22 protein-coding genes and 1 riboswitch are annotated in these 24,414 nt (G+C 46.2%); of the genes, 21 read left to right on the plus strand and 1 reads right to left on the minus strand.

The window, feature by feature from the left end; translation table 11 throughout:
* The first annotated feature begins 150 nt into the window (after nucleotides 1-150).
* The 17 genes from pyrR (at nucleotide 151) to sirC (ending at nucleotide 17,938) form a co-directional block, all read left to right on the plus strand.
* A complete protein-coding gene (pyrR, locus tag NYE43_RS08365) occupies nucleotides 151-696 on the plus strand; it encodes a bifunctional pyrimidine operon transcriptional regulator/uracil phosphoribosyltransferase (RefSeq protein ID WP_024121338.1) in 546 nt (181 codons plus the stop codon).
* Between the two features lie 175 nt (nucleotides 697-871).
* Nucleotides 872-2,179 carry a uracil permease PyrP gene (gene pyrP, locus NYE43_RS08370; RefSeq protein ID WP_341061560.1) on the plus strand — a complete coding sequence of 436 codons (1,308 nt, stop codon included), beginning with the start codon at nucleotides 872-874 and terminating at the stop codon, nucleotides 2,177-2,179.
* 146 nt (nucleotides 2,180-2,325) lie between these two features.
* Nucleotides 2,326-3,240 (plus strand): aspartate carbamoyltransferase catalytic subunit, encoded by a 915-nt coding sequence (locus NYE43_RS08375; protein ID WP_216394497.1) that lies wholly within the window; start codon nucleotides 2,326-2,328, stop codon nucleotides 3,238-3,240.
* Nucleotides 3,224-4,510, plus strand: coding sequence for a dihydroorotase (locus NYE43_RS08380; protein ID WP_198097466.1), 1,287 nt, complete (start codon nucleotides 3,224-3,226; stop codon nucleotides 4,508-4,510). Before NYE43_RS08375 ends, NYE43_RS08380 begins: the two co-directional genes overlap by 17 nt.
* A complete protein-coding gene (locus tag NYE43_RS08385; protein WP_059352883.1) occupies nucleotides 4,507-5,601 on the plus strand; it encodes a carbamoyl phosphate synthase small subunit in 1,095 nt (364 codons plus the stop codon). Before NYE43_RS08380 ends, NYE43_RS08385 begins: the two co-directional genes overlap by 4 nt.
* Entirely contained in the window at nucleotides 5,586-8,801 is a 3,216-nt protein-coding gene (gene carB, locus NYE43_RS08390) for a carbamoyl-phosphate synthase (glutamine-hydrolyzing) large subunit (RefSeq protein ID WP_341061564.1), read from the plus strand. Before NYE43_RS08385 ends, carB begins: the two co-directional genes overlap by 16 nt.
* The gene (gene pyrK, locus NYE43_RS08395) at nucleotides 8,798-9,568 is read left to right on the plus strand and encodes a dihydroorotate oxidase B electron transfer subunit (protein WP_024121343.1); all 771 of its coding nucleotides are present in this window, start codon (nucleotides 8,798-8,800) and stop codon (nucleotides 9,566-9,568) included. Before carB ends, pyrK begins: the two co-directional genes overlap by 4 nt.
* On the plus strand, nucleotides 9,568-10,503 hold the full coding sequence (locus NYE43_RS08400) for a dihydroorotate dehydrogenase (protein ID WP_024121344.1): 936 nt from the start codon (nucleotides 9,568-9,570) through the stop codon (nucleotides 10,501-10,503). Before pyrK ends, NYE43_RS08400 begins: the two co-directional genes overlap by 1 nt.
* Nucleotides 10,472-11,191, plus strand: coding sequence for an orotidine-5'-phosphate decarboxylase (pyrF, locus tag NYE43_RS08405; RefSeq protein WP_024121345.1), 720 nt, complete (start codon nucleotides 10,472-10,474; stop codon nucleotides 11,189-11,191). Before NYE43_RS08400 ends, pyrF begins: the two co-directional genes overlap by 32 nt.
* Nucleotides 11,188-11,820, plus strand: coding sequence for an orotate phosphoribosyltransferase (gene pyrE / locus NYE43_RS08410; RefSeq protein WP_024121346.1), 633 nt, complete (start codon nucleotides 11,188-11,190; stop codon nucleotides 11,818-11,820). Before pyrF ends, pyrE begins: the two co-directional genes overlap by 4 nt.
* Before the next feature lie 144 nt (nucleotides 11,821-11,964).
* A riboswitch (SAM riboswitch) is annotated at nucleotides 11,965-12,070 on the plus strand.
* A gap of 158 nt (nucleotides 12,071-12,228) precedes the next feature.
* Complete coding sequence (locus NYE43_RS08415) at nucleotides 12,229-12,930, plus strand: phosphoadenylyl-sulfate reductase (RefSeq protein ID WP_024121347.1); 702 nt, start codon at nucleotides 12,229-12,231, stop codon at nucleotides 12,928-12,930.
* Nucleotides 12,931-12,941: 11 nt separating this feature from the next.
* Nucleotides 12,942-14,006: a sulfate permease gene (gene cysP, locus NYE43_RS08420; protein ID WP_044155948.1), complete on the plus strand. Its 1,065-nt coding sequence runs from the start codon at nucleotides 12,942-12,944 to the stop codon at nucleotides 14,004-14,006.
* Between the two features lie 48 nt (nucleotides 14,007-14,054).
* Nucleotides 14,055-15,203, plus strand: a complete 1,149-nt coding sequence (gene sat, locus NYE43_RS08425; protein WP_024121349.1) for a sulfate adenylyltransferase — start codon at nucleotides 14,055-14,057, stop codon at nucleotides 15,201-15,203.
* Between the two features lie 12 nt (nucleotides 15,204-15,215).
* The gene (gene cysC, locus NYE43_RS08430; protein WP_010334195.1) at nucleotides 15,216-15,809 is read left to right on the plus strand and encodes an adenylyl-sulfate kinase; all 594 of its coding nucleotides are present in this window, start codon (nucleotides 15,216-15,218) and stop codon (nucleotides 15,807-15,809) included.
* A gap of 100 nt (nucleotides 15,810-15,909) precedes the next feature.
* Nucleotides 15,910-16,683, plus strand: a complete 774-nt coding sequence (gene cobA / locus NYE43_RS08435) for a uroporphyrinogen-III C-methyltransferase (RefSeq protein ID WP_103671396.1) — start codon at nucleotides 15,910-15,912, stop codon at nucleotides 16,681-16,683.
* Nucleotides 16,684-17,469: a sirohydrochlorin chelatase gene (gene sirB / locus NYE43_RS08440; RefSeq protein ID WP_284560615.1), complete on the plus strand. Its 786-nt coding sequence runs from the start codon at nucleotides 16,684-16,686 to the stop codon at nucleotides 17,467-17,469.
* Nucleotides 17,450-17,938: a precorrin-2 dehydrogenase gene (gene sirC, locus NYE43_RS08445; protein ID WP_106020671.1), complete on the plus strand. Its 489-nt coding sequence runs from the start codon at nucleotides 17,450-17,452 to the stop codon at nucleotides 17,936-17,938. Before sirB ends, sirC begins: the two co-directional genes overlap by 20 nt.
* Before the next feature lie 38 nt (nucleotides 17,939-17,976).
* Here sirC and rqcH read toward each other — a convergent pair whose 3' ends face one another.
* Nucleotides 17,977-19,689, minus strand: coding sequence for a tRNA modification protein RqcH (rqcH, locus tag NYE43_RS08450; protein ID WP_341061570.1), 1,713 nt, complete (start codon nucleotides 19,687-19,689; stop codon nucleotides 17,977-17,979).
* A 121-nt stretch (nucleotides 19,690-19,810) separates the two neighbouring features.
* Here rqcH and NYE43_RS08455 point away from each other — a divergent pair, with 121 nt between their 5' ends.
* From NYE43_RS08455 to gmk, 4 genes are all read left to right on the plus strand, one after another.
* On the plus strand, nucleotides 19,811-22,483 hold the full coding sequence (locus NYE43_RS08455) for a calcium-translocating P-type ATPase, SERCA-type (protein ID WP_341061572.1): 2,673 nt from the start codon (nucleotides 19,811-19,813) through the stop codon (nucleotides 22,481-22,483).
* A gap of 84 nt (nucleotides 22,484-22,567) precedes the next feature.
* The gene (locus NYE43_RS08460) at nucleotides 22,568-23,443 is read left to right on the plus strand and encodes a YicC/YloC family endoribonuclease (protein WP_024121354.1); all 876 of its coding nucleotides are present in this window, start codon (nucleotides 22,568-22,570) and stop codon (nucleotides 23,441-23,443) included.
* Nucleotides 23,444-23,519: 76 nt separating this feature from the next.
* Entirely contained in the window at nucleotides 23,520-23,789 is a 270-nt protein-coding gene (gene remA / locus NYE43_RS08465; RefSeq protein WP_003154355.1) for an extracellular matrix/biofilm regulator RemA, read from the plus strand.
* 7 nt (nucleotides 23,790-23,796) lie between these two features.
* A complete protein-coding gene (gene gmk, locus NYE43_RS08470) occupies nucleotides 23,797-24,411 on the plus strand; it encodes a guanylate kinase (protein ID WP_168747782.1) in 615 nt (204 codons plus the stop codon).
* Nucleotides 24,412-24,414: the final 3 nt, after the last annotated feature.

Here is a 24,414-nt window from a genome sequence, read left to right on the forward strand (position 1 = left end):
CTGAATAGATTCTTTAAAACAGTCCAGAGAGGCTGAGAAGGATAACGGATTGACGGGATACGTGTATATGCACGCATCTTGTCCTAAAACCCCTCTCTGCCAATGGCAAGAGGGGTTTTTTCTTCTAAATGAACTGTGAGGTGTCACATAATGAATCAAAAAGCTGTCATTCTCGACGAACAGGCAATCAGACGTGCGCTGACCAGAATTGCTCACGAAATGATTGAACGCAATAAAGGGATGAACAACTGCATCCTTGTCGGTATCAAGACAAGAGGCATTTACTTGGCAAAACGCCTCGCCGAACGGATAGAACAGATTGAAGGGAATCCTGTAACGGTTGGAGAAATTGATATCACCCTTTACAGAGATGATCTATCCAAAAAAACGAGCAATGAAGAACCGCTTGTGAAAGGTGCAGATATACCGGTAGACATCACAGATCAAAAAGTAATTGTCGTAGATGATGTTCTTTACACAGGAAGAACGGTCAGAGCCGCAATGGACGCCCTTGTCGATGTAGGCAGACCTTCCTCAATTCAACTGGCTGTGCTTGTTGACAGAGGACACAGAGAACTGCCGATCCGAGCAGATTACATCGGGAAAAACATCCCGACTTCAAAAGCTGAAAAGGTTATGGTTCAGCTTGATGAGGTTGACAAAAACGATCTCGTCGCCATTTATGAAAATGAATAATGTATCACCTTTTTAAACGCAATCCAGAGAGGTTGCAAAGAGGTGCACAGCGAAGCCCCGAAAGTATGCGGCCGGTCTTTGTATGCCTCTTTGCGTAAAAACAGCAAAGAGGTTTTTTTATACAGTTATTAAGTCATCCTAATAGGAAAAGTCATCAATCAGGGGGAAAATCATCATGAGTAAGAAAAAAGTTAATTTAGGAGTCAGGGAAATCCCGAAACCTTTCTCTTGGGTTTCGTTCAGCCTGCAGCATTTATTTGCGATGTTTGGCTCAACGATTTTGGTTCCGAAGCTGGTCGGAATGAGTCCTGCTGTTGCATTGGTGACGAGCGGTATCGGAACACTTGCTTACCTTCTGATCATGAAAGGACAAATACCAGCGTATCTCGGTTCATCCTTTGCCTTTATTTCTCCGATCATCTTGGTAAAAGCGACCGGCGGACCCGGAGCGGCAATGGTTGGTGCGTTTCTGGCAGGGCTTGTGTACGGGCTGATTGCCTTGCTGATCAGACAGCTCGGAACAGGCTGGCTGATGAAGCTTCTCCCGCCTGTCGTCGTAGGTCCGGTTATTATCGTCATTGGACTGGGTCTGGCCGGCACAGCGGTAAATATGGCCATGTATGCTGATCCGAATGCAAGTGAGCTGGTTTACAGCTTAAAACATTTCAGTGTTGCAGGTGTCACTTTAGCGATCACGATCATTTGTGCGATTTTCTTGCGTGGCTTCTTAAGCTTAATCCCGGTCTTGATCGGAATCATCGGCGGATACTTGTTTGCCTTGACTCAAGGAATTGTCAACTTTCAGCCGGTGCTTGACGCGAAATGGTTTGCAATCCCTGAATTTATCATCCCGTTTAAAGATTATACGCCGTCAGTGACACTTGGCATCGCCGCAGCAATGGTCCCTGTCGCATTTGTTACCATGTCAGAGCATATCGGCCACCAGATGGTGCTGAGCAAAGTTGTAGGACAAGACTTCATTAAAAAACCGGGTCTCCATCGCTCGATAATGGGCGACAGCGCGGCCACAATCCTTGCTTCCTTGATTGGCGGCCCGCCTACAACAACTTATGGAGAAAACATTGGCGTACTGGCCATTACGAGAGTGTTCAGCGTCTTTGTTATCGGAGGCGCGGCAGTGATTGCCCTTTGCTTCGGCTTCATCGGCAAAATATCTGCGCTTATCAGTTCAGTCCCGTCAGCGGTTATGGGAGGCGTTTCCTTCCTGCTGTTCGGCATCATCGCTTCAAGCGGCTTGAGAATGCTGATTGACAACAAAATTGATTATGAAAATAACAGAAACCTCATCATCACATCAGTCATCCTTGTAATCGGCGTAGGTGGCGCTTTTATTCAGGTGTCTGAAGGAGGATTCCAAGTGTCAGGCATGGCGCTTGCGGCAATTGTAGGTGTCATCTTAAACCTGATTCTTCCGCAAGCAAAGGAAGAGCAGGCAGACACATCCGAACAACATCATATTTAAACCTTTTAATGAAAGTCCAGAGAGGCTTGGAAGGGTTATAAAGAGAAGAAAGCTTCACGCTGCTCCTCTATTTAACCGTACCCCGAGTCTATCCAAGACCGGGGTTTTTTCAGCCTTAAACAAGTTGAAATGAGAGGAGAAAGAAAATGAAGCATTTAACGACGATGAGTGAACTCAGCACTGGGGAAATCAAAGATTTGCTTCAAACTGCTCAAGACCTTAAAAACGGAAAAACAGACCATCAGCTGACAGGTAAATTTGCAGCGAATCTGTTTTTTGAACCAAGCACGAGAACACGATTCAGCTTTGAGGTAGCTGAAAAGAAACTGGGCATGAATGTCCTGAATCTTGACGGAACAAGCACCAGCGTACAAAAAGGCGAAACCTTATATGACACAATTCGAACGCTCGAATCAATCGGTGTTGACGCGTGTGTCATCAGACACAGTGAGGATGAGTACTACAAAGAGCTTGTCGGACATGTAAATATCCCGATTCTGAATGCGGGAGACGGGTGCGGCCAGCACCCAACACAATCATTGCTTGATTTAATGACAATCAATGAAGAATTCAATACGTTCAAAGGCCTTACCGTCTCCATTCACGGCGACATTAAGCACAGCAGAGTCGCGAGGTCTAATGCTGAAGTGTTAACAAGACTTGGTGCCCGCGTTCTGTTTTCCGGTCCGCCGGAATGGCAGGATGAAGAAAATACGTTTGGCGCGTATGTCTCAATAGATGAAGCAGTAGAGACTTCGGATGTTGTCATGCTGCTGCGTATTCAAAATGAAAGACATCAGTCAGCTGTCAGCCAGGAAGGCTATTTAAATGAATTCGGCTTGACTGTAGAACGGGCTGAACGTATGAAGCAGCATGCGATTATTATGCACCCGGCGCCTGTGAACAGAGGAGTGGAGATTGATCACAGCTTAGTAGAAAGTGAAAAATCAAGAATCTTCAAACAAATGCAAAATGGCGTATTTATCAGAATGGCAGTGTTACAGCGAGCCTTACAAACCAATGCGAAAAGAGGAGAAGCAGCGTATGTCATATCTCATTAAAAACGGCTGGATACTTAACGAAAATGGTGAAAAAACAGAACAGGATATTCGGGTGACAGGAGAGGTCATCTCAGAAATCGGCAAGCTTGATGCAGCAGATGGAGAAACGGTTATTGACGCGAAAGGATTGCTCGTTTCACCGGGCTTTGTTGACCTCCATGTACACTTTAGAGAGCCTGGCGGAGAGAAAAAAGAAACCATTGAAACCGGCGCAAAAGCGGCGGCACGCGGCGGTTATACAACAGTAGCAGCCATGCCGAATACACGGCCGGTTCCTGATACGAAGGAGCAGATGGAATGGGTGCAAAGCCGCATTAAAGAAACATCATGCGTCAGAGTCCTTCCTTATGCATCTATTACGATCAGACAAATTGGCGATGAGATGACAAACTTTGAAGCATTAAAAGAAGCTGGGGCATTTGCATTTACAGATGACGGCGTCGGTATACAGACAGCAGGAATGATGTATGAAGCAATGAAACGCGCAGCCGCGATTGACAAAGCGATTGTCGCACATTGCGAGGATAACTCCTTAATTTACGGAGGCAGCGTCCATGAGGGGACGTTTTCAAAAGCGAACGGGCTTAACGGCATTCCTTCTGTGTGTGAATCGGTTCATATTGCCCGTGACGTGTTACTGGCTGAGGCGGCAAACTGCCATTACCATGTATGCCATATCAGCACGAAAGAATCTGTGAGAGTCGTGCGTGATGCGAAAAAAGCGGGAATTCGGGTCACAGCAGAAGTTTCACCTCACCATTTACTGCTTTGTGAAGAAGACATTCCCGGGCTCGACACAAACTATAAAATGAACCCGCCGCTGCGCGGTGCGGAGGATAGAGAAGCGCTGATTGAAGGACTTTTAGACGGAACGATCGACTTTATAGCAACCGACCACGCGCCGCATACAGAAGAAGAGAAAAACACAGAAATGAAGCTGGCGCCGTTCGGAATTGTCGGTTTGGAAACAGCGTTCCCGCTTCTTTACACACATTTTGTTAAAAACGGCAGCTGGACGCTGAAACAGCTGATTGATTATATGACAATCAAGCCTTGCGAAGCGTTTGGTCTCCCATATGGAACACTGAAAACGGGACAAGCAGCTGACATCACGTTAATCGACCTGGAAAGAGAAGCAGTGATAGACAAAGAAACATTCTTATCTAAAGGTAAAAACACACCATTTAACGGCCTTAACTGCAGCGGCTGGCCAGTCGCTACAATTGCAGCAGGAACGCTTGCTTATGAAGAAGGGAGACTTGTGAAATGAAAAGACGATTAGTACTGGAAAACGGAGCGGTATTTGAGGGGAAAGCCTTCGGGAGCTTGGAGCACAGCATGGGAGAAGTCGTTTTCAATACCGGTATGACTGGTTATCAGGAAATTTTGTCAGACCCTTCTTATTGCGGGCAGATCGTTACGTTAACATATCCGCTTATCGGAAATTACGGCATTAACCGTGATGACTTTGAATCCATTACGCCTTTTGTTAAAGGATTGATTGTAAAAGAATTATGTGAACTGCCTTCCAACTGGCGTTCAGCTTACACATTGGATGAGTATTTAAAAATGAAAAACATTCCGGGACTGCAAGGAATTGATACGAGAAAGCTGACGAGAATGATCCGCACGGCAGGCGCGCTAAAAGGAACGTTTGCCTCACCTGATGAAGATATCGAAGCAGTACTGAAAAGACTGAACGAAACTGAACTGCCGAGAAATCAAGTATCCCAAGTGTCAGCCAAAACAGCATATCCTAGTCCGGGAAGAGGCAAACGCATTGTCTTGGTGGACTTTGGCATGAAGCACGGCATTTTAAGAGAGCTGAACAAACGGAAATGTGACGTCATTGTTGTGCCTTACAATGTAACAGCAGAAGAAGTCCTTCAACTGAAGCCAGACGGCATCATGCTTTCTAACGGACCTGGCGACCCGAAAGATGTGCCTGAAGCAATTGAAATGATAAAAGGTGTTCTTGGAAAAGTGCCATTATTCGGAATTTGTCTCGGCCACCAGTTATTTGCGCTGGCGTGCGGAGCCGATACTGAAAAAATGAAATTCGGTCACAGGGGCTCTAACCATCCGGTAAAAGAGCTTGCAACCGGAAAAGTTGCCTTAACATCCCAAAACCATGGCTATACAGTTTCATCTATCAATGAAACAGAGCTTGAAGTCACACACATCGCGATAAACGACGATACGATTGAAGGGCTGAAACACAAAACACTGCCGGCATTTACGGTTCAATATCATCCGGAAGCATCACCCGGTCCTGAGGACGCTAATCATCTATTTGACAGATTTATCGAAATGATCGAAACAACAGAGAAAGAAGGGGAAGCGGTATGCCAAAACGCGTAGACATTAACAAAATTTTAGTAATTGGGTCAGGACCAATTATCATCGGTCAGGCAGCTGAATTTGATTATGGGGGAACTCAAGCCTGCCTTGCATTAAAAGAAGAAGGCTATGAGGTTATTCTTGTCAACTCAAACCCGGCGACGATCATGACCGATACAGAAATGGCTGACCGGGTTTACATCGAACCGCTGACATCTGAATTTCTGACACGGATCATCAGAAAAGAGCGTCCTGACGCCATTCTTCCTACACTCGGCGGGCAAACAGGCTTGAATCTTGCGGTTGAGCTTTCTGAGCAAGGTGTGCTGGAGGAGTGCGGCGTTGAGGTGCTCGGCACAAAGCTGTCTGCAATCCAGCAAGCTGAGGACCGTGACTTGTTCAGAACATTAATGAATGAGCTGAATGAACCCGTCCCTGAAAGTGAGATCATTCACTCGCTAGAAGAAGCCGAGAATTTCGTCAGCCAAATCGGATTTCCTGTCATTGTCCGCCCTGCATATACATTAGGCGGCACAGGCGGAGGGATTTGCTCCACTGAAGCCGAGCTGAAAGAAATTGTTGAAAACGGCTTAAAATTAAGCCCGGTTCACCAATGTTTGCTTGAAAAAAGCATTGCCGGCTACAAAGAAATCGAATACGAAGTCATGAGAGACAGCCAAGATCATGCGATTGTCGTTTGTAATATGGAGAACATTGATCCGGTCGGAATCCATACAGGAGACAGTATTGTCGTCGCACCGAGCCAAACGCTCAGCGACCGGGAATATCAGCTCCTGCGGAATGTATCTTTAAAACTGATCCGTGCGCTTGGAATTGAAGGCGGATGTAACGTACAGCTCGCTTTAGATCCAGACAGCTTCCAATACTACATCATTGAAGTGAACCCGCGTGTCAGTCGTTCATCTGCCCTTGCATCAAAAGCGACAGGCTATCCGATCGCAAAGCTCGCAGCTAAAATCGCCGTCGGCCTTTCATTAGACGAGATGATGAATCCGGTGACAGGTAAGACATACGCAGCGTTTGAACCAGCGCTGGACTATGTCGTATCTAAAATACCGCGCTGGCCATTTGATAAGTTTGAATCAGCAAACAGAAGGCTCGGCACTCAGATGAAAGCGACGGGAGAGGTAATGGCGATTGGCCGCACGCTTGAAGAATCGCTGCTGAAAGCTGTGCGTTCACTGGAAGCTGATGTGTATCATCTTGAATTAAAAGATGCCGCTGATATTTCAGATGAGCTTCTCGAGAAGCGGATTAAAAAAGCCGGAGACGAGCGTTTATTCTACCTGGCTGAAGCGTACAGAAGGGGCTACACAGTTGAGCAGCTTCATGAATTCTCTGCCATCGACCTCTTTTTCCTGCATAAGCTGTTCGGAATCGTTCAGTTTGAAAAAGAGCTGAAAGCAAATGCGGGCGATACAGATGTGCTGAGACAGGCAAAAGAACTCGGATTTTCTGATAAGTACATCAGCCGCGAGTGGAAAATGAAAGAATCTGAGCTTTACAGCATGAGAATACAAGCGGGAATCGCACCGGTATTTAAAATGGTGGATACGTGCGCGGCGGAATTCGAATCAGAAACGCCATACTTCTACAGCACATATGAAGAAGAAAATGAATCTGTTGTTACAGATAAGAAAAGCGTGATCGTACTTGGCTCCGGCCCGATTCGAATCGGCCAAGGGGTTGAATTTGACTACGCTACGGTTCACTCCGTGTGGGCAATTAAACAAGCAGGCTATGAGGCAATTATCGTCAATAATAACCCGGAAACCGTGTCGACCGATTTCAGTATCTCAGACAAGCTGTACTTTGAACCGCTTACGATCGAAGATGTCATGCATATCATTGACCTCGAACAGCCGATGGGCGTTGTCGTGCAATTTGGCGGACAAACTGCAATCAACCTTGCTGACGAACTTTCTGCACGCGGAGTCAAAATCCTTGGAACGTCATTAGAAGATTTAGACCGTGCGGAAGACCGGGATAAGTTTGAACAGGCGCTGGAAGAACTTCAAGTGCCGCAGCCGCTTGGCAAAACTGCGACATCGGTTGATCAGGCGGTAAACATCGCAAGCAACATCGGATATCCGGTACTGGTGCGCCCTTCATATGTGCTTGGCGGACGGGCGATGGAAATTGTCTATCATGAGGAAGAGCTGCTCCATTACATGAAAAACGCAGTCAAAATCAATCCGCAGCATCCAGTCTTAATTGACAGATATCTGACTGGGAAAGAAATCGAAGTGGATGCGGTGTCTGACGGCCAAACCGTTGTCATTCCGGGAATCATGGAGCACATTGAGCGTGCGGGCGTGCACTCCGGAGACTCCATCGCGGTCTATCCGCCGCAGTCTCTGACGGAAGACATTAAGAAAAAAATTGAACAATATACAATCGCACTTGCGAAAGGGCTGAACATTGTCGGCTTGCTCAACATTCAATTCGTCCTGTCAAAAGGTGAAGTATACGTGCTTGAAGTCAATCCGAGATCAAGCAGAACGGTGCCGTTCTTAAGCAAGATCACGGGCATCCCGATGGCGAACCTCGCGACAAAAGTCATTCTGGGGCAAAAGCTGGCTGAGTTTGGCTACAATGAAGGCCTGCAGCCTGAACAGCAGGGTGTATTTGTAAAAGCGCCGGTCTTCTCCTTCGCGAAGCTGAGAAGAGTGGACATTACGTTAGGGCCTGAAATGAAATCAACAGGTGAGGTCATGGGCAAAGATTCCACCCTTGAAAAGGCGCTCTATAAAGCGCTGATAGCTTCAGGAATTCAAATTCCTAACTACGGTTCCGTGCTTTTAACAGTGGCTGATAAGGACAAAGAAGAAGGGCTTGCCATCGCTAAACGATTCCATGCAATCGGGTATAACATTTTAGCGACCGAAGGAACGGCCGGGTATCTCAAGGAAGCGTCAATTCCAGCGAAGGTCGTCGGAAAAATCGGCCAGGACGGCCCGAACTTGCTTGATGTGATCAGAAACGGAGAAGCCCAGTTTGTCATCAATACGCTGACAAAAGGAAAGCAGCCGGCAAGAGACGGATTTAGAATCAGACGTGAATCAGTAGAAAACGGTGTTGCCTGCTTAACATCTTTAGATACGGCAGAAGCCATTTTGCGGGTGCTGGAAAGCATGACGTTCCGTGCCGATCAAATGCCGGCAATCAACACAAATCAGGAGGCGGCAATCACTATATGAAAAAAGCGTATTTGACGGTGTGTGCTAACCAGCAAATTGCAGACCGGGTGTATCAAATGGTTCTAAAAGGGGAGCTTGTCCAAGGGTTTACTGTCCCGGGACAGTTCCTTCACCTGAAAGTGAGCGAAGCGGTTACGCCTCTTTTGCGAAGACCAATCAGCATTGCTGATGTTAACTTTGAAAAAAATGAAGTCACCATGATTTATCGAGTAGATGGGGAAGGAACAAGACTCTTGTCGCTGAAGCAGAAGGGAGATCTCGTAGATGTCCTCGGGCCTTTGGGCAATGGCTTTCCAGTAGATGAAGTCCAACCCGGAAAGACGGCTTTGCTGGTAGGAGGCGGTGTAGGAGTCCCGCCTCTCCAAGAACTGTCGAAACGTTTAAAGGAAAAAGGCGTAAAGGTCATACACGTTTTAGGATTCCAATCGGCAAAGGATGTTTTTTACGAAAAAGAATGCCGACAGTACGGCGACACATATGTAGCAACAGCTGACGGAAGCTACGGGGAAACCGGGTTTGTCACAGATGTCATTAAACAAAAAAATCTTGAATTTGACATTCTCCTCAGCTGCGGGCCGACACCGATGCTAAAGGCGCTCAAACAAGAATACGCCCACAAAGAGGTTTACATTTCCATGGAAGAACGAATGGGCTGCGGTATTGGTGCATGCTTCGCCTGTGTGTGCCATACAAACGAAAGTGAGACATCCTATGTAAAGGTATGTCTTGACGGACCTGTATTTAAAGCTCAGGAGGTGGCGCTGTAATGCTAGAGGTGAAATTGCCGGGTCTGGATTTGAAAAATCCGATCATTCCCGCATCAGGCTGCTTCGGTTTTGGAAAAGAGTTTGCGCGTTTTTATGATTTGTCTTGTCTCGGAGCAATCATGATCAAAGCTACGACAAAGGAGCCCCGCTTCGGGAATCCGACGCCTAGGGTAGCTGAGACTGGCGCTGGTATGCTCAATGCGATCGGTCTGCAAAATCCAGGGCTGGAAAGCGTCTTAGAAAATGAGCTGCCATGGCTTGAGCAATTTGATACGCCTATTATTGCCAATGTCGCCGGCTCACAGGTCGAGGATTATGTTGAAGTCGCAGAACTTATCAGCAAAGCGCCTAATGTCCATGCGCTTGAATTGAACATTTCCTGTCCGAACGTCAAAACAGGCGGAATTGCTTTTGGCACAAATCCTGCCATGGCTGCTGATTTGACGAAGGCTGTTAAAAAAGTGTCAGATGTGCCTGTATATGTGAAGCTTTCTCCGAATGTGGCAAACATCACAGAAATTGCGGTAGCGATTGAAGAAGCGGGTGCGGATGGTCTAACGATGATCAACACATTAATCGGCATGAGGCTCGATTTAAAATCAGGCAAGCCAATATTAGCCAATAAAACTGGAGGGCTTTCGGGTCCTGCTGTAAAGCCTGTTGCGATCCGCATGGTGTATGAGGTCAGCCAGGCTGTCAGCATTCCGGTTATCGGGATGGGAGGCGTTCAGACGGCCGAAGACGCATTGGAATTTCTTCTGGCTGGAGCAAGTGCGGTCGCTGTCGGAACAGCAAATTTCGTGAATCCTTTCGCATGCCCTGACATCATTGAGCAGCTCCCAGCTGTTTTACGCCAATACGGCTATGAATCTGTTGAAGAATGCATCGGAAGGAGCTGGAAGCATGAAAAACAACCTGCCCATCATCGCGCTTGATTTTGCATCAGCTGAAGAAACACTGTCATTTTTAGCGCCTTTTCACAAAGAACCGTTATTTGTGAAGGTTGGAATGGAGCTTTTTTATCAAGAAGGCCCGGCTATCATTGCACAATTAAAAGAAAGAAACTGTGAGGTCTTTTTAGATTTAAAGCTCCATGACATTCCGACCACGGTGAATAAAGCAATGAAGCGTCTCGCCTGCCTTGGAGTCGATCTCGTCAATGTTCACGCAGCCGGAGGCAAAAAAATGATGGAAGCAGCCCTGGAAGGCTTAGAGGAAGGCACGCCAGCAGGAAAACAACGTCCGTCACTTATTGCGGTAACCCAGCTGACAAGCACATCTGAACAAATGGTGAAGGATGAGCTGCTCATCAGAAAGCCTCTCATCGACACGGTTGTGCATTACAGCAAACTGGCGGAGAATAGCGGACTTGATGGAGTGGTGTGCTCTGTTCATGAAGCAAAAGCCATTTACGAAGCAGTGTCGCCGTCGTTTTTGACGGTGACCCCGGGTATCCGTATGTCAGCAGACACTGCGAATGATCAAGTCCGCGTTGCAACGCCTTCTATAGCAAGAGAAAAAGGGTCATCAGCAATTGTTGTGGGACGCTCTATTACAAAAGCTGCAAATCCGCTAAAAGCCTATGAAGCTGTCAAACTCGAATGGGAGGGAATCAAACAATGAAACAAATCATCGCAAAACATCTATTAGACATTCAAGCTGTATTTTTACGCCCGAATGAGCCGTTTACATGGGCGAGCGGCATATTATCGCCAATTTACTGTGACAATCGCCTTACCCTTTCTTTCCCAGAGGTAAGAAATGATGTTGCTGCAGGCATCAGCAAGCTTATCCAGGAGTATTTCCCGGAAGCTGAGATGATCGCAGGAACAGCGACAGCAGGTATCCCTCATGCGGCATTGGCGGCTGACCGTTTGAACCTGCCGATGTGTTATGTGAGAAGCAAACCGAAAGCACATGGAAAAGGCAATCAAATTGAAGGTGCAGTTCAAAAAGGCCAAAAAACAGTTGTCATAGAAGATTTAATTTCCACAGGGGGCAGTGTACTCGAAGCTGCAGCAGCTCTGAAAACCGCTGGCTGTGAAGTGCTTGGTGTGGTATCAATCTTTACGTATGGACTTCCTAAAGCGCAGGAAGCGTTTGCTGAGGCTGGTCTTCCATACTACTCGTTAACTGATTATGACACACTGACAGAGGTTGCACTTGAGAATGGAAATATTCATTCAGATGACCTGAAGAAGCTGCAAACATGGAAAATGAATCCCGAGTCAAAAGATTGGTTTAAAAATTAAAAAATAAATTTCAGTATTGTGAAGGGCTTTAATGCCTTGCCATGATTGAAAACAGGCCCTTGGGTCTGTTTTTTTATTAATCCTATAAAAAAACTCGGGTTGACTTATGTTAGAATTGTGCTAAAATTTACTACAAATCTGAAAAACTTATCAAGAGCGGCTGAGGGACTGGTCCTATGAAGCCCGGCAACCTGCACAATGTGTAAGGTGCTACTTCCAGCAAAATGTATTCCATTTTGAAAGATAAGGGCTACATGCAGTTCCTGTCTTTCTTTCCGCCGGATTGAAAGTTTTTTATTTTAAGAGGGGCTGTTTACGGAGATAACAGCAGCCGCATCACATTACAATTGGGAAAGACAACCGGCAGAAAGCTACTGTTTGTTTGTCTCCGAAAGGAGGAAAGAAGAAATGTTAACGTACGATAATTGGGAAGAACCAACGATTACATTTCCGGAGGACGATCCTTATAAAGGGGCGCTGTCAGTTTTAAAATGGGCTTACGGCCATTACGGCAATCAGCTTGTTTATGCCTGCAGTTTCGGAATTGAAGGAATCGTTCTGATTGACTTAATCTATAAAGTGAAAAAAGACGCAGAGATTGTATTTCTCGATACAGGGCTTCATTTTAAAGAAACCTATGAAACGATAGAACGCGTGAAAGAGCGCTATCCCGGCCTCAATATCATCCTGAAGAAACCGAACCTTACTCTTGAGGAACAGGCGGAAGAACATGGTGATAAACTGTGGGAAAGAGAGCCGAACCAATGCTGCTATCTCAGAAAGATCGTTCCTTTAAGAGAGGCGCTTTCCGGCCACCCGGCATGGCTTTCCGGCCTGCGCCGCGACCAAGGGCCAAGCCGTGCCAATACGAATTTCTTAAACAAAGATGAGAAATTCAAATCAGTAAAAGTTTGCCCGCTTATCCATTGGACTTGGAAAGACATTTGGAGATACACCTCTCGGAATGAGCTGGACTACAATCCGCTCCACGATCAAGGGTATCCAAGTATCGGCTGCGCGCCTTGTACGTCACCTGCATTTACCGCAGAGGACTTGCGCTCAGGCAGATGGAACGGTATGGCGAAAACAGAATGCGGACTGCATGAATAAGGAGCTGCAAAATGGAATTAGCCGCTATTTTATTTAGCTTGTTTTTCGCAGTGAATATTGGCGCAAGCGGCGCTGCAGCTTCAATGGGAGTTGCTTACGGCTCTGGGGCCATCAAAAAGAAAACCTACGCTTTGATCATATGTGCCGTTGGTGTTCTGGCCGGGGCTGTCATTGGCGGGGGCGAAGTTGTGAAAACCATCAGCTCTGGGATTATCCCGGAACAGACGATCACGCTGACGATTGTTTGCATCATTATCGGGGCTGCTGCACTGTCGCTTTTTACAGCTAATCTGCTCGGCATTCCTTTATCGACAAGTGAAGTCACGGTCGGGGCGGTTGTCGGTGTGGGCGTTGCGTACAAAGTATTGTTTGTAAACAATCTTCTGATTATTGTTTCATTTTGGATTTTCGTTCCGCTGTTCGCTTTTGGTTTTACATTTTTTGTAGCAAAGCTGTTTCGTTATTTTAAAATCGAAATTACGTCTTCCCGTAAACAAAACATCCTTGGCATCCTTTTGCTATGCGCTGGTTTTTTTGAAGCATTTTCTGCGGGCATGAACAATGTAGCGAATGCTGTTGGACCGTTAGTGGCTGCCGGCGTACTGGATGTAGCGAAAGGAACCCTGTATGGGGGAGTTTTTGTAGCCCTGGGCGCACTGATATTAGGCCGCAGGGTGTTAGAAACAAACGGGAAGAAAATCACGCGGTTTTCAAAAGGGGAAGGCATTCTCCTATCCGGAACAGGAGCAGGGCTGGTGATCATCAGTTCTATATTTGGAATGCCGGTGCCCTTGGCGCAAGTAACGTCATCGTCTATTATCGGAATAGGCATGGCGAAAAACGGACCAAACGTATTTCATAAACAGGTCGTTCAAACGATGCTGAAAGTATGGATCGTGTCGCCGTTTTTATCTTTATCCATCTCCTATCTGCTTGTATCTATGTTTTTAAAGGCGGATTATTATTCAATCTTTATCATGGTAAGTGTGCTTTTAGCGGCAGGCGGTGCCGTCAGCCTGACAAAAGCCATTCGTAAAGAGAGACGCTCTGTCCACGATCAAGGCGGGGGAATCTAACTATTAATCTGAGTTATTTTATCTGTTAACTAGGAGGAAATGAATATTATGAGCTTAGCACCACATGGAGGAAAACTGGTAAACCGAGTAAATGAGTCATATGAGGTAAGCGGCATTCAGAAAGAAATTGAACTTGATTTGATTTCTTTTGCCGACCTGGAATTGATCGGAATCGGCGGATACAGCCCGATCGAAGGCTTCTTAAATGAGAAAGATTACGTATCTGTTGTTGAAAACATGCGTCTTGCTTCCGGCGTTGTATGGTCTATTCCGATCACGCTGCCGGTAGATGCACAAAAAGCAGCCGAACTGTCAGTCGGCGAAACAGTAAAATTAACGTATGACGGAGAAACATACGGCGTTATCCAAATCGAAGACTTATACGTGCCTGACAAACAAAAAGAAGCTGTTAACGTGTATAAAACGGATGATCAGGCTCATCCAGGGGTAAAAAAGCTGTTCAGCCGCGGTGATACATATGTCGGCGGTCCGATCACACTGATTAAAAAAGCTTCCAAACAATTCCCTGAGTTTACATTTGAACCGACGGAAACAAGACGCCAGTTTGCAGAAAAAGGCTGGGAAACAATTGTCGGTTTCCAAACGAGAAATCCTGTTCACAGAGCGCATGAATATATTCAAAAAACGGCTCTTGAGACAGTGGACGGTTTGTTTTTAAACCCGCTTGTCGGCGAAACAAAATCTGATGACATCCCCGCTGATGTCCGGATGGAAAGCTATCAAGTGCTTCTTGACAACTATTACCCGAAAGACCGTGTCTTCCTTGGCGTTTTCTTGGCTGCAATGCGTTATGCCGGTCCGAGAGAAGCGATTTTCCATGCGCTTGTCAGAAAAAACTACGGCTGCACGCATTTCATTGTCGGCCGCGATCACGCCGGTGTCGGTGACTATTACGGCACGTACGAAGCCCAGGAGCTGTTTGACACATTTAAACCTGAAGAACTCGGCATTACACCGCTGAAATTCGAGCACAGCTTCTTCTGCGAAAAATGCGGAAATATGGGAACAGCGAAAACGTGCCCGCACGGCAGAGAGCATCACGTGATTTTATCAGGCACCAAGGTGAGAGGGATGCTGAGAGACGGTGTACTGCCGCCTGCAGAATTCAGCCGCGCAGAAGTTGTAGAGGTGTTAATCAAAGGCATGAAGAAAAAAGAAGAAGCAGGCGTTTCTTAAGGGGGACTGGCAGTGACAAATCGCGATATCGTATGGCATGAAGCCTCTATTACAAAAGAAGAGTATCAGCAAAAAAACAAGCATAAAAGCTCCATTCTCTGGCTGACGGGCTTAAGCGGATCAGGCAAATCAACCATTGCCAATGCTGCTGCGAGAGAACTTTTTGAGCAAGGCTACCAAGTTATTGTGCTGGATGGTGACAACATTCGCCACGGTTTAAATAAAGATCTCGGTTTTTCTGATGAAGACCGAAAAGAAAACATCCGCCGAATCGGAGAGGTAGCGAAACTTTTTGTGCAGCAGGGCACCATTGTCATTACTGCTTTTATCTCTCCTTTCCGTGAGGACAGAGACCAGGTTCGCCAGCTTGTGGAAGCAGGCGAATTTAACGAAGTTTATATTAAATGCGACCTCGATATTTGTGAACAAAGAGATCCAAAAGGGCTCTACAAAAAAGCAAGAAACGGAGAAATTCCGTTCTTCACAGGCATTGATTCTCCATATGAAGAACCGGAAGCTCCTGAGCTCGTCCTTGACTCAGGACAATATGATCGTGAAGAGTGCAAAAATCAGCTGATCGAGTTTGTAAAGCAGCAACTGAGCTAAACGCCGCTCAGCTGTGTTCTTCTCAGATGCCGAAAATGCAAACAAGAACAACATCACAGCGAACGTTCTGGAAGAACTCGAATAGATCGGGGGAAAGACGATGGGGAAAGTATATATTGTAGGAGCGGGTCCCGGAGATCCTGATCTGCTGACAATTAAAGCGCTGAAAGCCATTGAAAAAGCTGATGTAATCCTATATGACAGATTAGTAAATAAAGAGATTTTGCATTATGCCAAGGAGCAGGCGGACCTGATCTACTGCGGGAAGCTTCCAGATTTTCATACAATGAAGCAGGAAACCATCAATCGGTTTCTTGTGAAGTATGCGCAAAAAGGGAAAACCGTTGTCAGATTGAAAGGCGGAGACCCATTTGTGTTCGGCAGAGGAGGGGAAGAAGCGGAATGCCTTTCTGAAAATAGCATTCCGTTTGAAATTGTCCCCGGTATCACATCGGGAATCGCGGCGGCTGCTTATGCCGGGATTCCTGTCACTCATCGGGACGCGGGCTCTAACGTGGCTTTTGTAACGGGGCATTATAAAAAAGAAGAGGATTTTGAGGAAAAGTGGAAAGCGCTGGCCACAGGGATTGATACACTTGTCATCTATATGGGCATTAAAAATGTGCAGCAGATCGAAAAAAAACTCCTGGAAAACGGCCGGGACGGTTCTACTCCGGCAGCGTTTATTCATTGGGGAACAACGGACAAGCAAAAATCTGTTTTTTGTACAGTTGACACCCTTTCAGAAACGGTGAAAAAAGAAGACATTAAAAATCCGAGTTTAATTGTTGTTGGAAATGTTGTAAATTATCACTATAAGCTGGAATGGTTTGAATCTGAGCTGAAAAAACAAGATTTAAGCGAGGCGTTGTAAATGAAACAAGCGATTTTATATGTCGGCCACGGCAGCCGGGTAAAAAAGGCTCAGCAAGAGGCCGCTGCATTTTTGGAAGGATGCAAAGCGCACATCTCTGCCCCTGTTCAGGAAATCAGTTTTTTAGAGCTGCAGGAGCCGGCAATTGAGACAGGGTTTGAAGCATGTGTGAAGCAAGGCGCCACTCATATCGCAGTGGTGCCTCTGCTTCTTTTAACGGCTGCTCATGCAAAACATGATATTCCGGAAGAAATTGCCCGTGCCGCATCCCGGTATCCTTCAGTCCATATCTCATACGGAAGTCCGATTGGGATTGACGAAGAAGTTGTCAAAGCTGTCTATCATCGTGTTAAAGACATAGGCGTTCCGTACGAAAACGCCAAGGTTGTGCTCATCGGCAGGGGAAGCTCAGATCCAGATGTAAAAAGAGACGTAACCGGCATTGCCGGATTGCTCCAAAACATCATGCCCGTCAAGGAAGTGATTCCATGTTTTATGACAGCATGCGGTCCCAATTACAAAGAGGTTTTTTCTGAGCTGAAAAAAGATGACGGCGTAACGACCTTTATTGTTCCGTATTTGCTGTTTACCGGGATGCTGATGAATGAGATTGAACGTGAGGTCCAGAAATTGAAGGCCAAAAATCCAAATGTCTACCTCTCTTCCTATATCGGTTTCCACCCGCATGTGAAAAAGGCATTTTTACATCGTGTGAAAGAAACTGCTGACAACCATGAGGGGCAATTTAATTTTGACGGAGGCTCATATGCTCCCGCTTCACATTAGTTTGCAGAAAAAAAAGGTTGTGATCGCAGGGGGCGGCAGTATTGCGCTCAGAAGGTTAAAAACGGTGCTTTCTGAGGGAGCGGATATTACGCTTGTCAGTCCGGTTGCGGAACCGGAAATCAGGCAGATGGCAGACAATCGCCAAATCAAGTGGCTGAGCCGGAAGATTGAGAAAGAGGATTATCTCGACGCTTTTTTGATTATTGCCGCGACGGATGACGCCGCTGTGAATAAAGAGATCGCTCAAAATGCATCGCCTTCCCAGCTTGTCAACTGTGCCAGTGACGCTGAGCTGGGCAATGTGTACATGCCGAAAATCGTAAAAAGAGGGCATGTTACGGTTTCTGTTTCGACAAACGGAGCCAGTCCAAAGCATACGAAGGAACTTGCTGAAAAAGTGGACATGCTCATTGACGGCGACTTTGTCAGCGAAGTAGACAGGTTTTATCAGATCAGAAGAAATAAATAAGCCAGAGCAGTTGCTGCTCTGGCTTTTCTTTATATAAATCAGCTTTTTTTCAGCCTGATAACAGTATCCGCATCAGGCGTGACAAAGACGGTATGCTGGCTGTCATAAGTCACGAATCCGGGCTTTGCGCCGTTCGGCTTTTTGACGTGCCTGATTTTTGTATAATCAACAGGCACAGAACTTGAATCTTTTGCTTTTGAAAAATAAGCTGCAATTGTGGCGGCTTCAATAATTGTTTGTTCATCCGGCTCGCTGCTTCTGATGACAACATGGGAGCCCGGGATATCCTTCGTGTGAAGCCATATGTCGTCTCTGGCAGCTGCTTTGGTCGTTAAATACTCGTTTTGACGGTTGTTTTTGCCGACTAAAATAGTGTGACCGGAAGAGGATTCGTATGTTTCTAAAACAGGGTTGTTCTGTTTTTGTTTTTTCTGCCCTTTTTGCTGCTTAGGACGTAAATATTTCCCCTCCGCAAGCTCTTCTCTGATTTCACTGATATCACGCGGAGAAGCGGACGACAGCTGCTGAATCAGCTGGTCGAAGTATTCAATTTCTTGCTTAGCCAGCCTGATTTGTTCTTCGACAACGGCAACTGAGTTTTTCGCCTTCTGATACTTAGTGAAATAGGCCTGTGCATTCTCTGAAGGCGTCTTGTTCGGATTCAGCGGGATAGCGATTGTCGGATTTTCCTCATCATAGTAGTTGATGACTTCAGCCTGCTTGTCGCCTTTTTTCATCATATATAAATTTGCAGTCAGCAGCTCCCCGTAAAGCTGAAATTCCTTAGCGTTTTCCGAATACTCCAGTGTTTTTTCTAGTTTTTTGATTTTGTTGGCGTTTTTTTTCCGTTCATTCACAACGAACCGCTCAAGATCCTGAGCCTGCTGTTTAACCCGGTCCCGCTCAGCTTTTCCGAAATAAAAACGGTCCAGCAGCTCACTTAATGAATCGAAGCGGCGTGCTTCTCCTTTAAGGTGAGTCAGCTCCAGCAGATAAAAATATTCCTTCCCGTTAACAGTCGTAATGTTAGGGTTGAAACGGTGCTCCCTTACCTCTGCAAAGAGCTCCAGCAACGCTTTTGGCAGTGTCACTTTGTTGGCAAGGCCCGCTCTGTGGACAGCTTCTTTTGCGAAGAGCGGAGAAACACCGGAAAAATGGTCAACAATTTGTTTATCTAGCCGTCCTTCTTGAAAACTGAGATGACGCAACATGTCATCTTCAGTCGCTTCTAGCGGTGAGATCTTGTCCTGGGCCGGCGGAAGCTTATAATCGTAGCCCGGCAGTACGGTGCGATAGCTGTTCATTGACGGTGATAGATGTTTCAGCCCGTCGATGATCGCATTTTCCTCTCCGTCCGTCAGAATGATATTGCTGTGGCGGCCCATAATTTCGACATAAAGCTTTCGATGCGTTTCATCGCCGATTTCATTACGGCTTTTAATATGAAAAATCATAATGCGGTCAAGGCCCGCCTGTTCAATTTTTTCAATAAATCCGCCTTCAATATGCTTTCTTAGCAGCATGCAAAACATCGGCGGTTCACTCGGGTTTTCATACGTTTGTGCCGTGATATGCACCCGTGAATAGCTTGGGTGTGCCGATAATAAAAGCTTTTGGTTTTTTCCATTGGCGCGGATGTGAAAAATCACATCGTGCTTATAAGGCTGATGGACTTTCGTGATCCGTCCGCCCATTATTCGCTCGTTCAGTTCGTGTGTCATTCCGTATGTAAACATGCCATCAAACGACATATATAATACACCCTCTCATTCTTCCTGCATTCGATAATTATAGCATGAAATGGGACGAGTCAGAATAAGCATGCTTATAGAGTGATATCTCTATAAGAGAGCAGGGGAGTGGACGAGCGGAATGAAGTTTCATGAAATGGGACAAACAGATTTATTAGAGGCAACAAATACGTCCATGAAACAAGGATTAACTGAAAAAGAGGTGAAAAAACGCCTCGACAAGCATGGGCCAAACGAGCTGCAAGAAGGGAAAAAAACATCAGCGCTTATCTTGTTTTTGGCGCAGTTTAAAGATTTCATGGTGCTTGTGCTGCTTGCGGCAACATTAATTTCAGGGTTTCTTGGTGAATATGTGGACGCGGTTGCGATTATTGCGATTGTGTTTGTGAATGGCATACTTGGGTTCTTTCAAGAACGGCGTGCAGAGCAATCTCTTCAGGCATTAAAAGAGCTGTCAACTCCTCATGTGATGGCGCTCAGGGAAGGAAGCTGGACAAAGATCCCTTCTAAAGAACTGGTGCCGGGCGACATTGTGAAGTTTACAAGCGGCGACCGGATTGGAGCAGATGTCCGGATTGTCGAAGCGAAAAGCCTGGAAATTGAAGAATCAGCGTTAACCGGAGAGTCAATCCCGGTTGTGAAACATGCGGATAAATTGAAAAAACCCGATGTGTCGCTGGGGGATATTACGAATATGGCCTTTATGGGAACCATCGTCACCCGCGGCAGCGGTGTCGGTGTTGTCGTCGGTACAGGAATGAACACGGCTATGGGGAAAATCGCTGACATGCTTGAATCGGCGGGAACTCTGTCAACCCCGCTGCAAAGAAGGCTCGAGCAGCTCGGGAAAATTTTAATTGTTGTCGCTTTGCTGCTCACTCTACTTGTTGTCGCTGTCGGCGTGATCCAAGGACACGATCTGTACAGTATGTTTTTAGCCGGTGTTTCGCTAGCGGTAGCCGCCATTCCAGAAGGGCTGCCAGCCATTGTGACAGTAGCGCTGTCATTGGGTGTACAGCGTATGATCAAGCAAAAATCAATCGTGAGAAAGCTTCCCGCGGTTGAGACGCTTGGGTGTGCCTCTATTATTTGTTCAGACAAAACAGGAACAATGACGCAAAACAAAATGACGGTCACACATGTATGGTCCGGAGGAAAAACGTGGAGAGTGTCGGGCACAGGCTACGATCCGAAAGGAGGCTTCACACTGAACGATAAAGAGGTCAGTGTGAATGAGCATAAGCCGCTGGAGCAAATGCTATTGTTCGGAGCGCTTTGTAACAATTCGAATATTGAAAAAAGAAACGGTGACTATGTGCTTGACGGAGATCCGACAGAGGGAGCGCTGCTTACCGCGGCAAGAAAAGGCGGCTTTTCAAAGGAGTTTGTGGAATCCCATTACCGGGTGGTTGAGGAGTTTCCGTTTGATTCAGCACGAAAAATGATGACTGTCATTGTAGAGGATCAGGACAGAAAGCGCTATATCATTACAAAAGGCGCGCCGGATGTACTGATGCAGCGGTCCTCCCGTATTTATTATGACGGCTCTGCCGCTCCTTTCTCAAATGAGAGAAAAGCAGAAACAGAGGCAGTATTACGGCAATTGGCTTCCCAGGCGCTCCGAACGATTGCCGTTGCCTATAGACCGGTAAAAGCAGGGGAAACACCGTCAATGGAGCAGGCGGAAAAAGACCTGACAATGCTTGGCCTTTCAGGCATCATAGATCCGCCGCGCCCTGAAGTCAGACAGGCGATTAAAGAATGCCGTGAAGCGGGAATTAAGACTGTCATGATTACAGGGGATCATGTTGAGACAGCAAAAGCTATAGCGAAAGATTTGCGCCTCCTCCCGAAAAACGGAAAAATCATGGACGGCCAGATGCTGAATGAGCTTTCGCAAGAAGAGCTTTCTGACGTAGTGGAGGATGTGTATGTGTTTGCCCGCGTTTCTCCTGAGCATAAATTGAAAATAGTCAAAGCGTATCAGGAAAACGGACATATCGTTGCAATGACAGGAGACGGCGTCAATGACGCGCCGGCTATCAAACAGGCTGACATCGGCGTTGCCATGGGTATTACAGGAACGGATGTGGCGAAGGAAGCATCATCCCTCATTCTCGTAGATGATAATTTTGCAACCATTAAATCAGCAATTAAAGAAGGCAGAAACATCTATGAAAATATTAGAAAATTTATCCGATACCTGCTGGCTTCTAACGTAGGAGAAATTCTGGTCATGCTTTTCGCCATGCTGCTTGCCCTTCCTTTGCCGCTCGTGCCGATTCAGATTTTGTGGGTCAACTTGGTGACAGATGGATTGCCGGCGATGGCGCTCGGCATGGATCAGCCGGAAGGAGACGTTATGAAGCGGAAGCCGCGTCACCCGAAAGAAGGGGTGTTTGCCCGCAAGCTTGGATGGAAGGTGGTCTCCAGAGGATTTTTAATCGGTGCTGCCACGATTTTGGCTTTTATCATCGTGTATCACCGCAATCCTGAGAATTTGTCTTATGCGCAGACAATTGCGTTTGCGACGTTGGTGCTGGCTCAGCTCATTCACGTATTTGACTGCCGGAGCGAAACGTCCGTTTTTTCCAGAAATCCGTTTGAAAACTTGTATCTGATCGGCGCTGTATTGTCATCGATTTTACTGATGCTGATGGTCATTTACTATCCGCCGCTTCAGCCGATTTTCCATACGGTTGCCATCACGCCGGGAGACTGGATGCTGGTCATCGGCATGTCGGCCATCCCTACTTTTTTGCTGGCGGGGTCACTTTTGACAAGAAAAAAATAAATTCATATGATATAATCTTAGGGGTAATAGCATGTCTATTGCCCTTTTATTTTGAGAACAGGGAAGAAATTGGGTGTTTTATTTATGATACGAAGTATGACAGGCTTCGGCAGTGCAAGCAAAACACAAGATGATCTCTCTGTAAGCGTTGAACTTAAATCTGTGAATTACAGGTTTAAAGAAGTGAACGCTCGTTTGCCAAGGCCTTTGCTATATTTAGAAGATAAGCTGAAACAGACGATTCTGCAGTACATACAGCGCGGAAGAATTGAGCTTTTCGTCTCCGTTGACAGTGATATGCTTGTAGAGAGAAGGCTTGACATTGATTGGCCGCTTCTCGATGAGTTTGTCGCAGCTGCAGAGGATATGAAAAAGCGATATCAATTGTCCGCAGAGCCTGATGTCATGGACTTCTTCAAGCTTGATCATGTCGTCCAGATTCATGAGGAACAGACTCAAAATGAAAAGCTTGAGGAGTTAATAACAGCTGCTGCAGAGGAAGCCGTAAAAGGACTCTGTGAGATGCGCGAAAAAGAGGGGCTGCTTTTAGCCAAAGACTGTCTGATGCATATTGATCAGCTTGAAGAGCTGGCCGAAAAGACCGAATCTTTGGCAGCCGATGCGGTATCTCGTTACAGGGAACGGCTGTACGCCAGAATAAAGGAATGGACCGAAGACGTGTTGGACGAGAGCCGGCTTGTTACAGAATGCGCTATTTTTGCAGATCGTTCTGATATTACAGAAGAGATTACAAGACTGAAGAGCCACTTCGCTCAGTTTCGTGATATATTAGCTGAAGGCGGAGCTGTCGGGCGCAAACTCGACTTTCTTGTCCAGGAGCTGAATCGGGAAGCAAATACAATTGGCTCAAAAGCAAATGATCACCAGATCACAAAGCTTGTCGTCGAAATGAAAAGTTCTATTGAAAAAATAAAAGAACAAGTGCAAAATATAGAATAGTGACTGTGCGTATTGTTTACAGACGGACTTGCTAGGCTAAACTAGAGACGTCTATTTTACAGGGGGAACGTAGAAGATGACGATTAAACTGATTAATATCGGATTTGGCAATATTATCTCCGCCAATCGGATGATTTCGATTGTCAGCCCGGAGTCTGCGCCAATCAAACGGATGATCCAGGATGCAAGAGACCGCGGAATGCTAATTGACGCTACATACGGACGAAGAACCCGTGCAGTTGTCGTCATGGATAGTGATCACATTATCTTATCTGCCGTCCAGCCTGAGACAGTTGCACACAGACTTTCTGTTAAAGAAGAAATTATGGATGAAGGGCAGGGGTAATTGCCGCATGAAAGAAAGAGGGTTATTAATCGTTCTCTCAGGTCCCTCAGGAGTTGGTAAAGGAACGGTTCGGCAAGCGATTTTTTCGCAGGAAGACACAAAATTCGAGTATTCGATTTCAGTAACAACGAGAAACCCGCGAGAGGGCGAAGTGAACGGAGTCGATTATTTTTTCAAAACGAGAGAAGAATTTGAGCAAATGATTGCAGACAATAAGCTGCTTGAATGGGCAGAATATGTCGGCAATTATTACGGCACTCCGGTCGATTATGTTGAACAGACGCTCCAAGAAGGAAAAGACGTCTTTTTAGAAATCGAAGTTCAAGGCGCTCTTCAAGTGAGAAATGCTTTCCCGGAAGGCTTGTTTATTTTCCTTGCGCCTCCAAGTCTTTCTGAACTGAAGAACAGAATTGTGACAAGAGGAACGGAAACAGATGCTCTGATTGAAAATCGCATGAAAGCCGCAAAAGCTGAGATCGAAATGATGGACGCATATGATTACGTTGTGGAAAATGATAATATCGAAACGGCTTGCGACAAAATCAAAGCAATCGTTCTCGCTGAACATTTGAAGCGTGAGCGCGTTGCACCAAGATATAAGAAAATGCTGGAGGTTGAATAACTG

The sequence above is a fragment of the Bacillus sp. FSL R5-0434 genome (assembly GCF_038004745.1).
In the GTDB taxonomy this organism is placed as follows: Bacteria; Bacillota; Bacilli; order Bacillales; family Bacillaceae; genus Bacillus; species Bacillus halotolerans.

Bases quoted from the DNA above. Each gene is read 5' to 3' on its own strand.
- pyrR (WP_024121338.1), top strand. From the start codon at position 151: ATGAATCAAAAAGCTGTCATTCTCGACGAACAGGCAATCAGACGTGCG.
- pyrP (WP_341061560.1), top strand. From the start codon at position 872: ATGAGTAAGAAAAAAGTTAATTTAGGAGTCAGGGAAATCCCGAAACCT.
- NYE43_RS08375 (WP_216394497.1), top strand. From the start codon at position 2,326: ATGAAGCATTTAACGACGATGAGTGAACTCAGCACTGGGGAAATCAAA.
- NYE43_RS08380 (WP_198097466.1), top strand. From the start codon at position 3,224: ATGTCATATCTCATTAAAAACGGCTGGATACTTAACGAAAATGGTGAA.
- NYE43_RS08385 (WP_059352883.1), top strand. From the start codon at position 4,507: ATGAAAAGACGATTAGTACTGGAAAACGGAGCGGTATTTGAGGGGAAA.
- carB (WP_341061564.1), top strand. From the start codon at position 5,586: ATGCCAAAACGCGTAGACATTAACAAAATTTTAGTAATTGGGTCAGGA.
- pyrK (WP_024121343.1), top strand. From the start codon at position 8,798: ATGAAAAAAGCGTATTTGACGGTGTGTGCTAACCAGCAAATTGCAGAC.
- NYE43_RS08400 (WP_024121344.1), top strand. From the start codon at position 9,568: ATGCTAGAGGTGAAATTGCCGGGTCTGGATTTGAAAAATCCGATCATT.
- pyrF (WP_024121345.1), top strand. From the start codon at position 10,472: ATGAAAAACAACCTGCCCATCATCGCGCTTGATTTTGCATCAGCTGAA.
- pyrE (WP_024121346.1), top strand. From the start codon at position 11,188: ATGAAACAAATCATCGCAAAACATCTATTAGACATTCAAGCTGTATTT.
- NYE43_RS08415 (WP_024121347.1), top strand. From the start codon at position 12,229: ATGTTAACGTACGATAATTGGGAAGAACCAACGATTACATTTCCGGAG.
- cysP (WP_044155948.1), top strand. From the start codon at position 12,942: ATGGAATTAGCCGCTATTTTATTTAGCTTGTTTTTCGCAGTGAATATT.
- sat (WP_024121349.1), top strand. From the start codon at position 14,055: ATGAGCTTAGCACCACATGGAGGAAAACTGGTAAACCGAGTAAATGAG.
- cobA (WP_103671396.1), top strand. From the start codon at position 15,910: ATGGGGAAAGTATATATTGTAGGAGCGGGTCCCGGAGATCCTGATCTG.
- sirB (WP_284560615.1), top strand. From the start codon at position 16,684: ATGAAACAAGCGATTTTATATGTCGGCCACGGCAGCCGGGTAAAAAAG.
- sirC (WP_106020671.1), top strand. From the start codon at position 17,450: ATGCTCCCGCTTCACATTAGTTTGCAGAAAAAAAAGGTTGTGATCGCA.
- rqcH (WP_341061570.1), bottom strand. From the start codon at position 19,689: ATGTCGTTTGATGGCATGTTTACATACGGAATGACACACGAACTGAAC.
- NYE43_RS08455 (WP_341061572.1), top strand. From the start codon at position 19,811: ATGAAGTTTCATGAAATGGGACAAACAGATTTATTAGAGGCAACAAAT.
- NYE43_RS08460 (WP_024121354.1), top strand. From the start codon at position 22,568: ATGATACGAAGTATGACAGGCTTCGGCAGTGCAAGCAAAACACAAGAT.
- remA (WP_003154355.1), top strand. From the start codon at position 23,520: ATGACGATTAAACTGATTAATATCGGATTTGGCAATATTATCTCCGCC.
- gmk (WP_168747782.1), top strand. From the start codon at position 23,797: ATGAAAGAAAGAGGGTTATTAATCGTTCTCTCAGGTCCCTCAGGAGTT.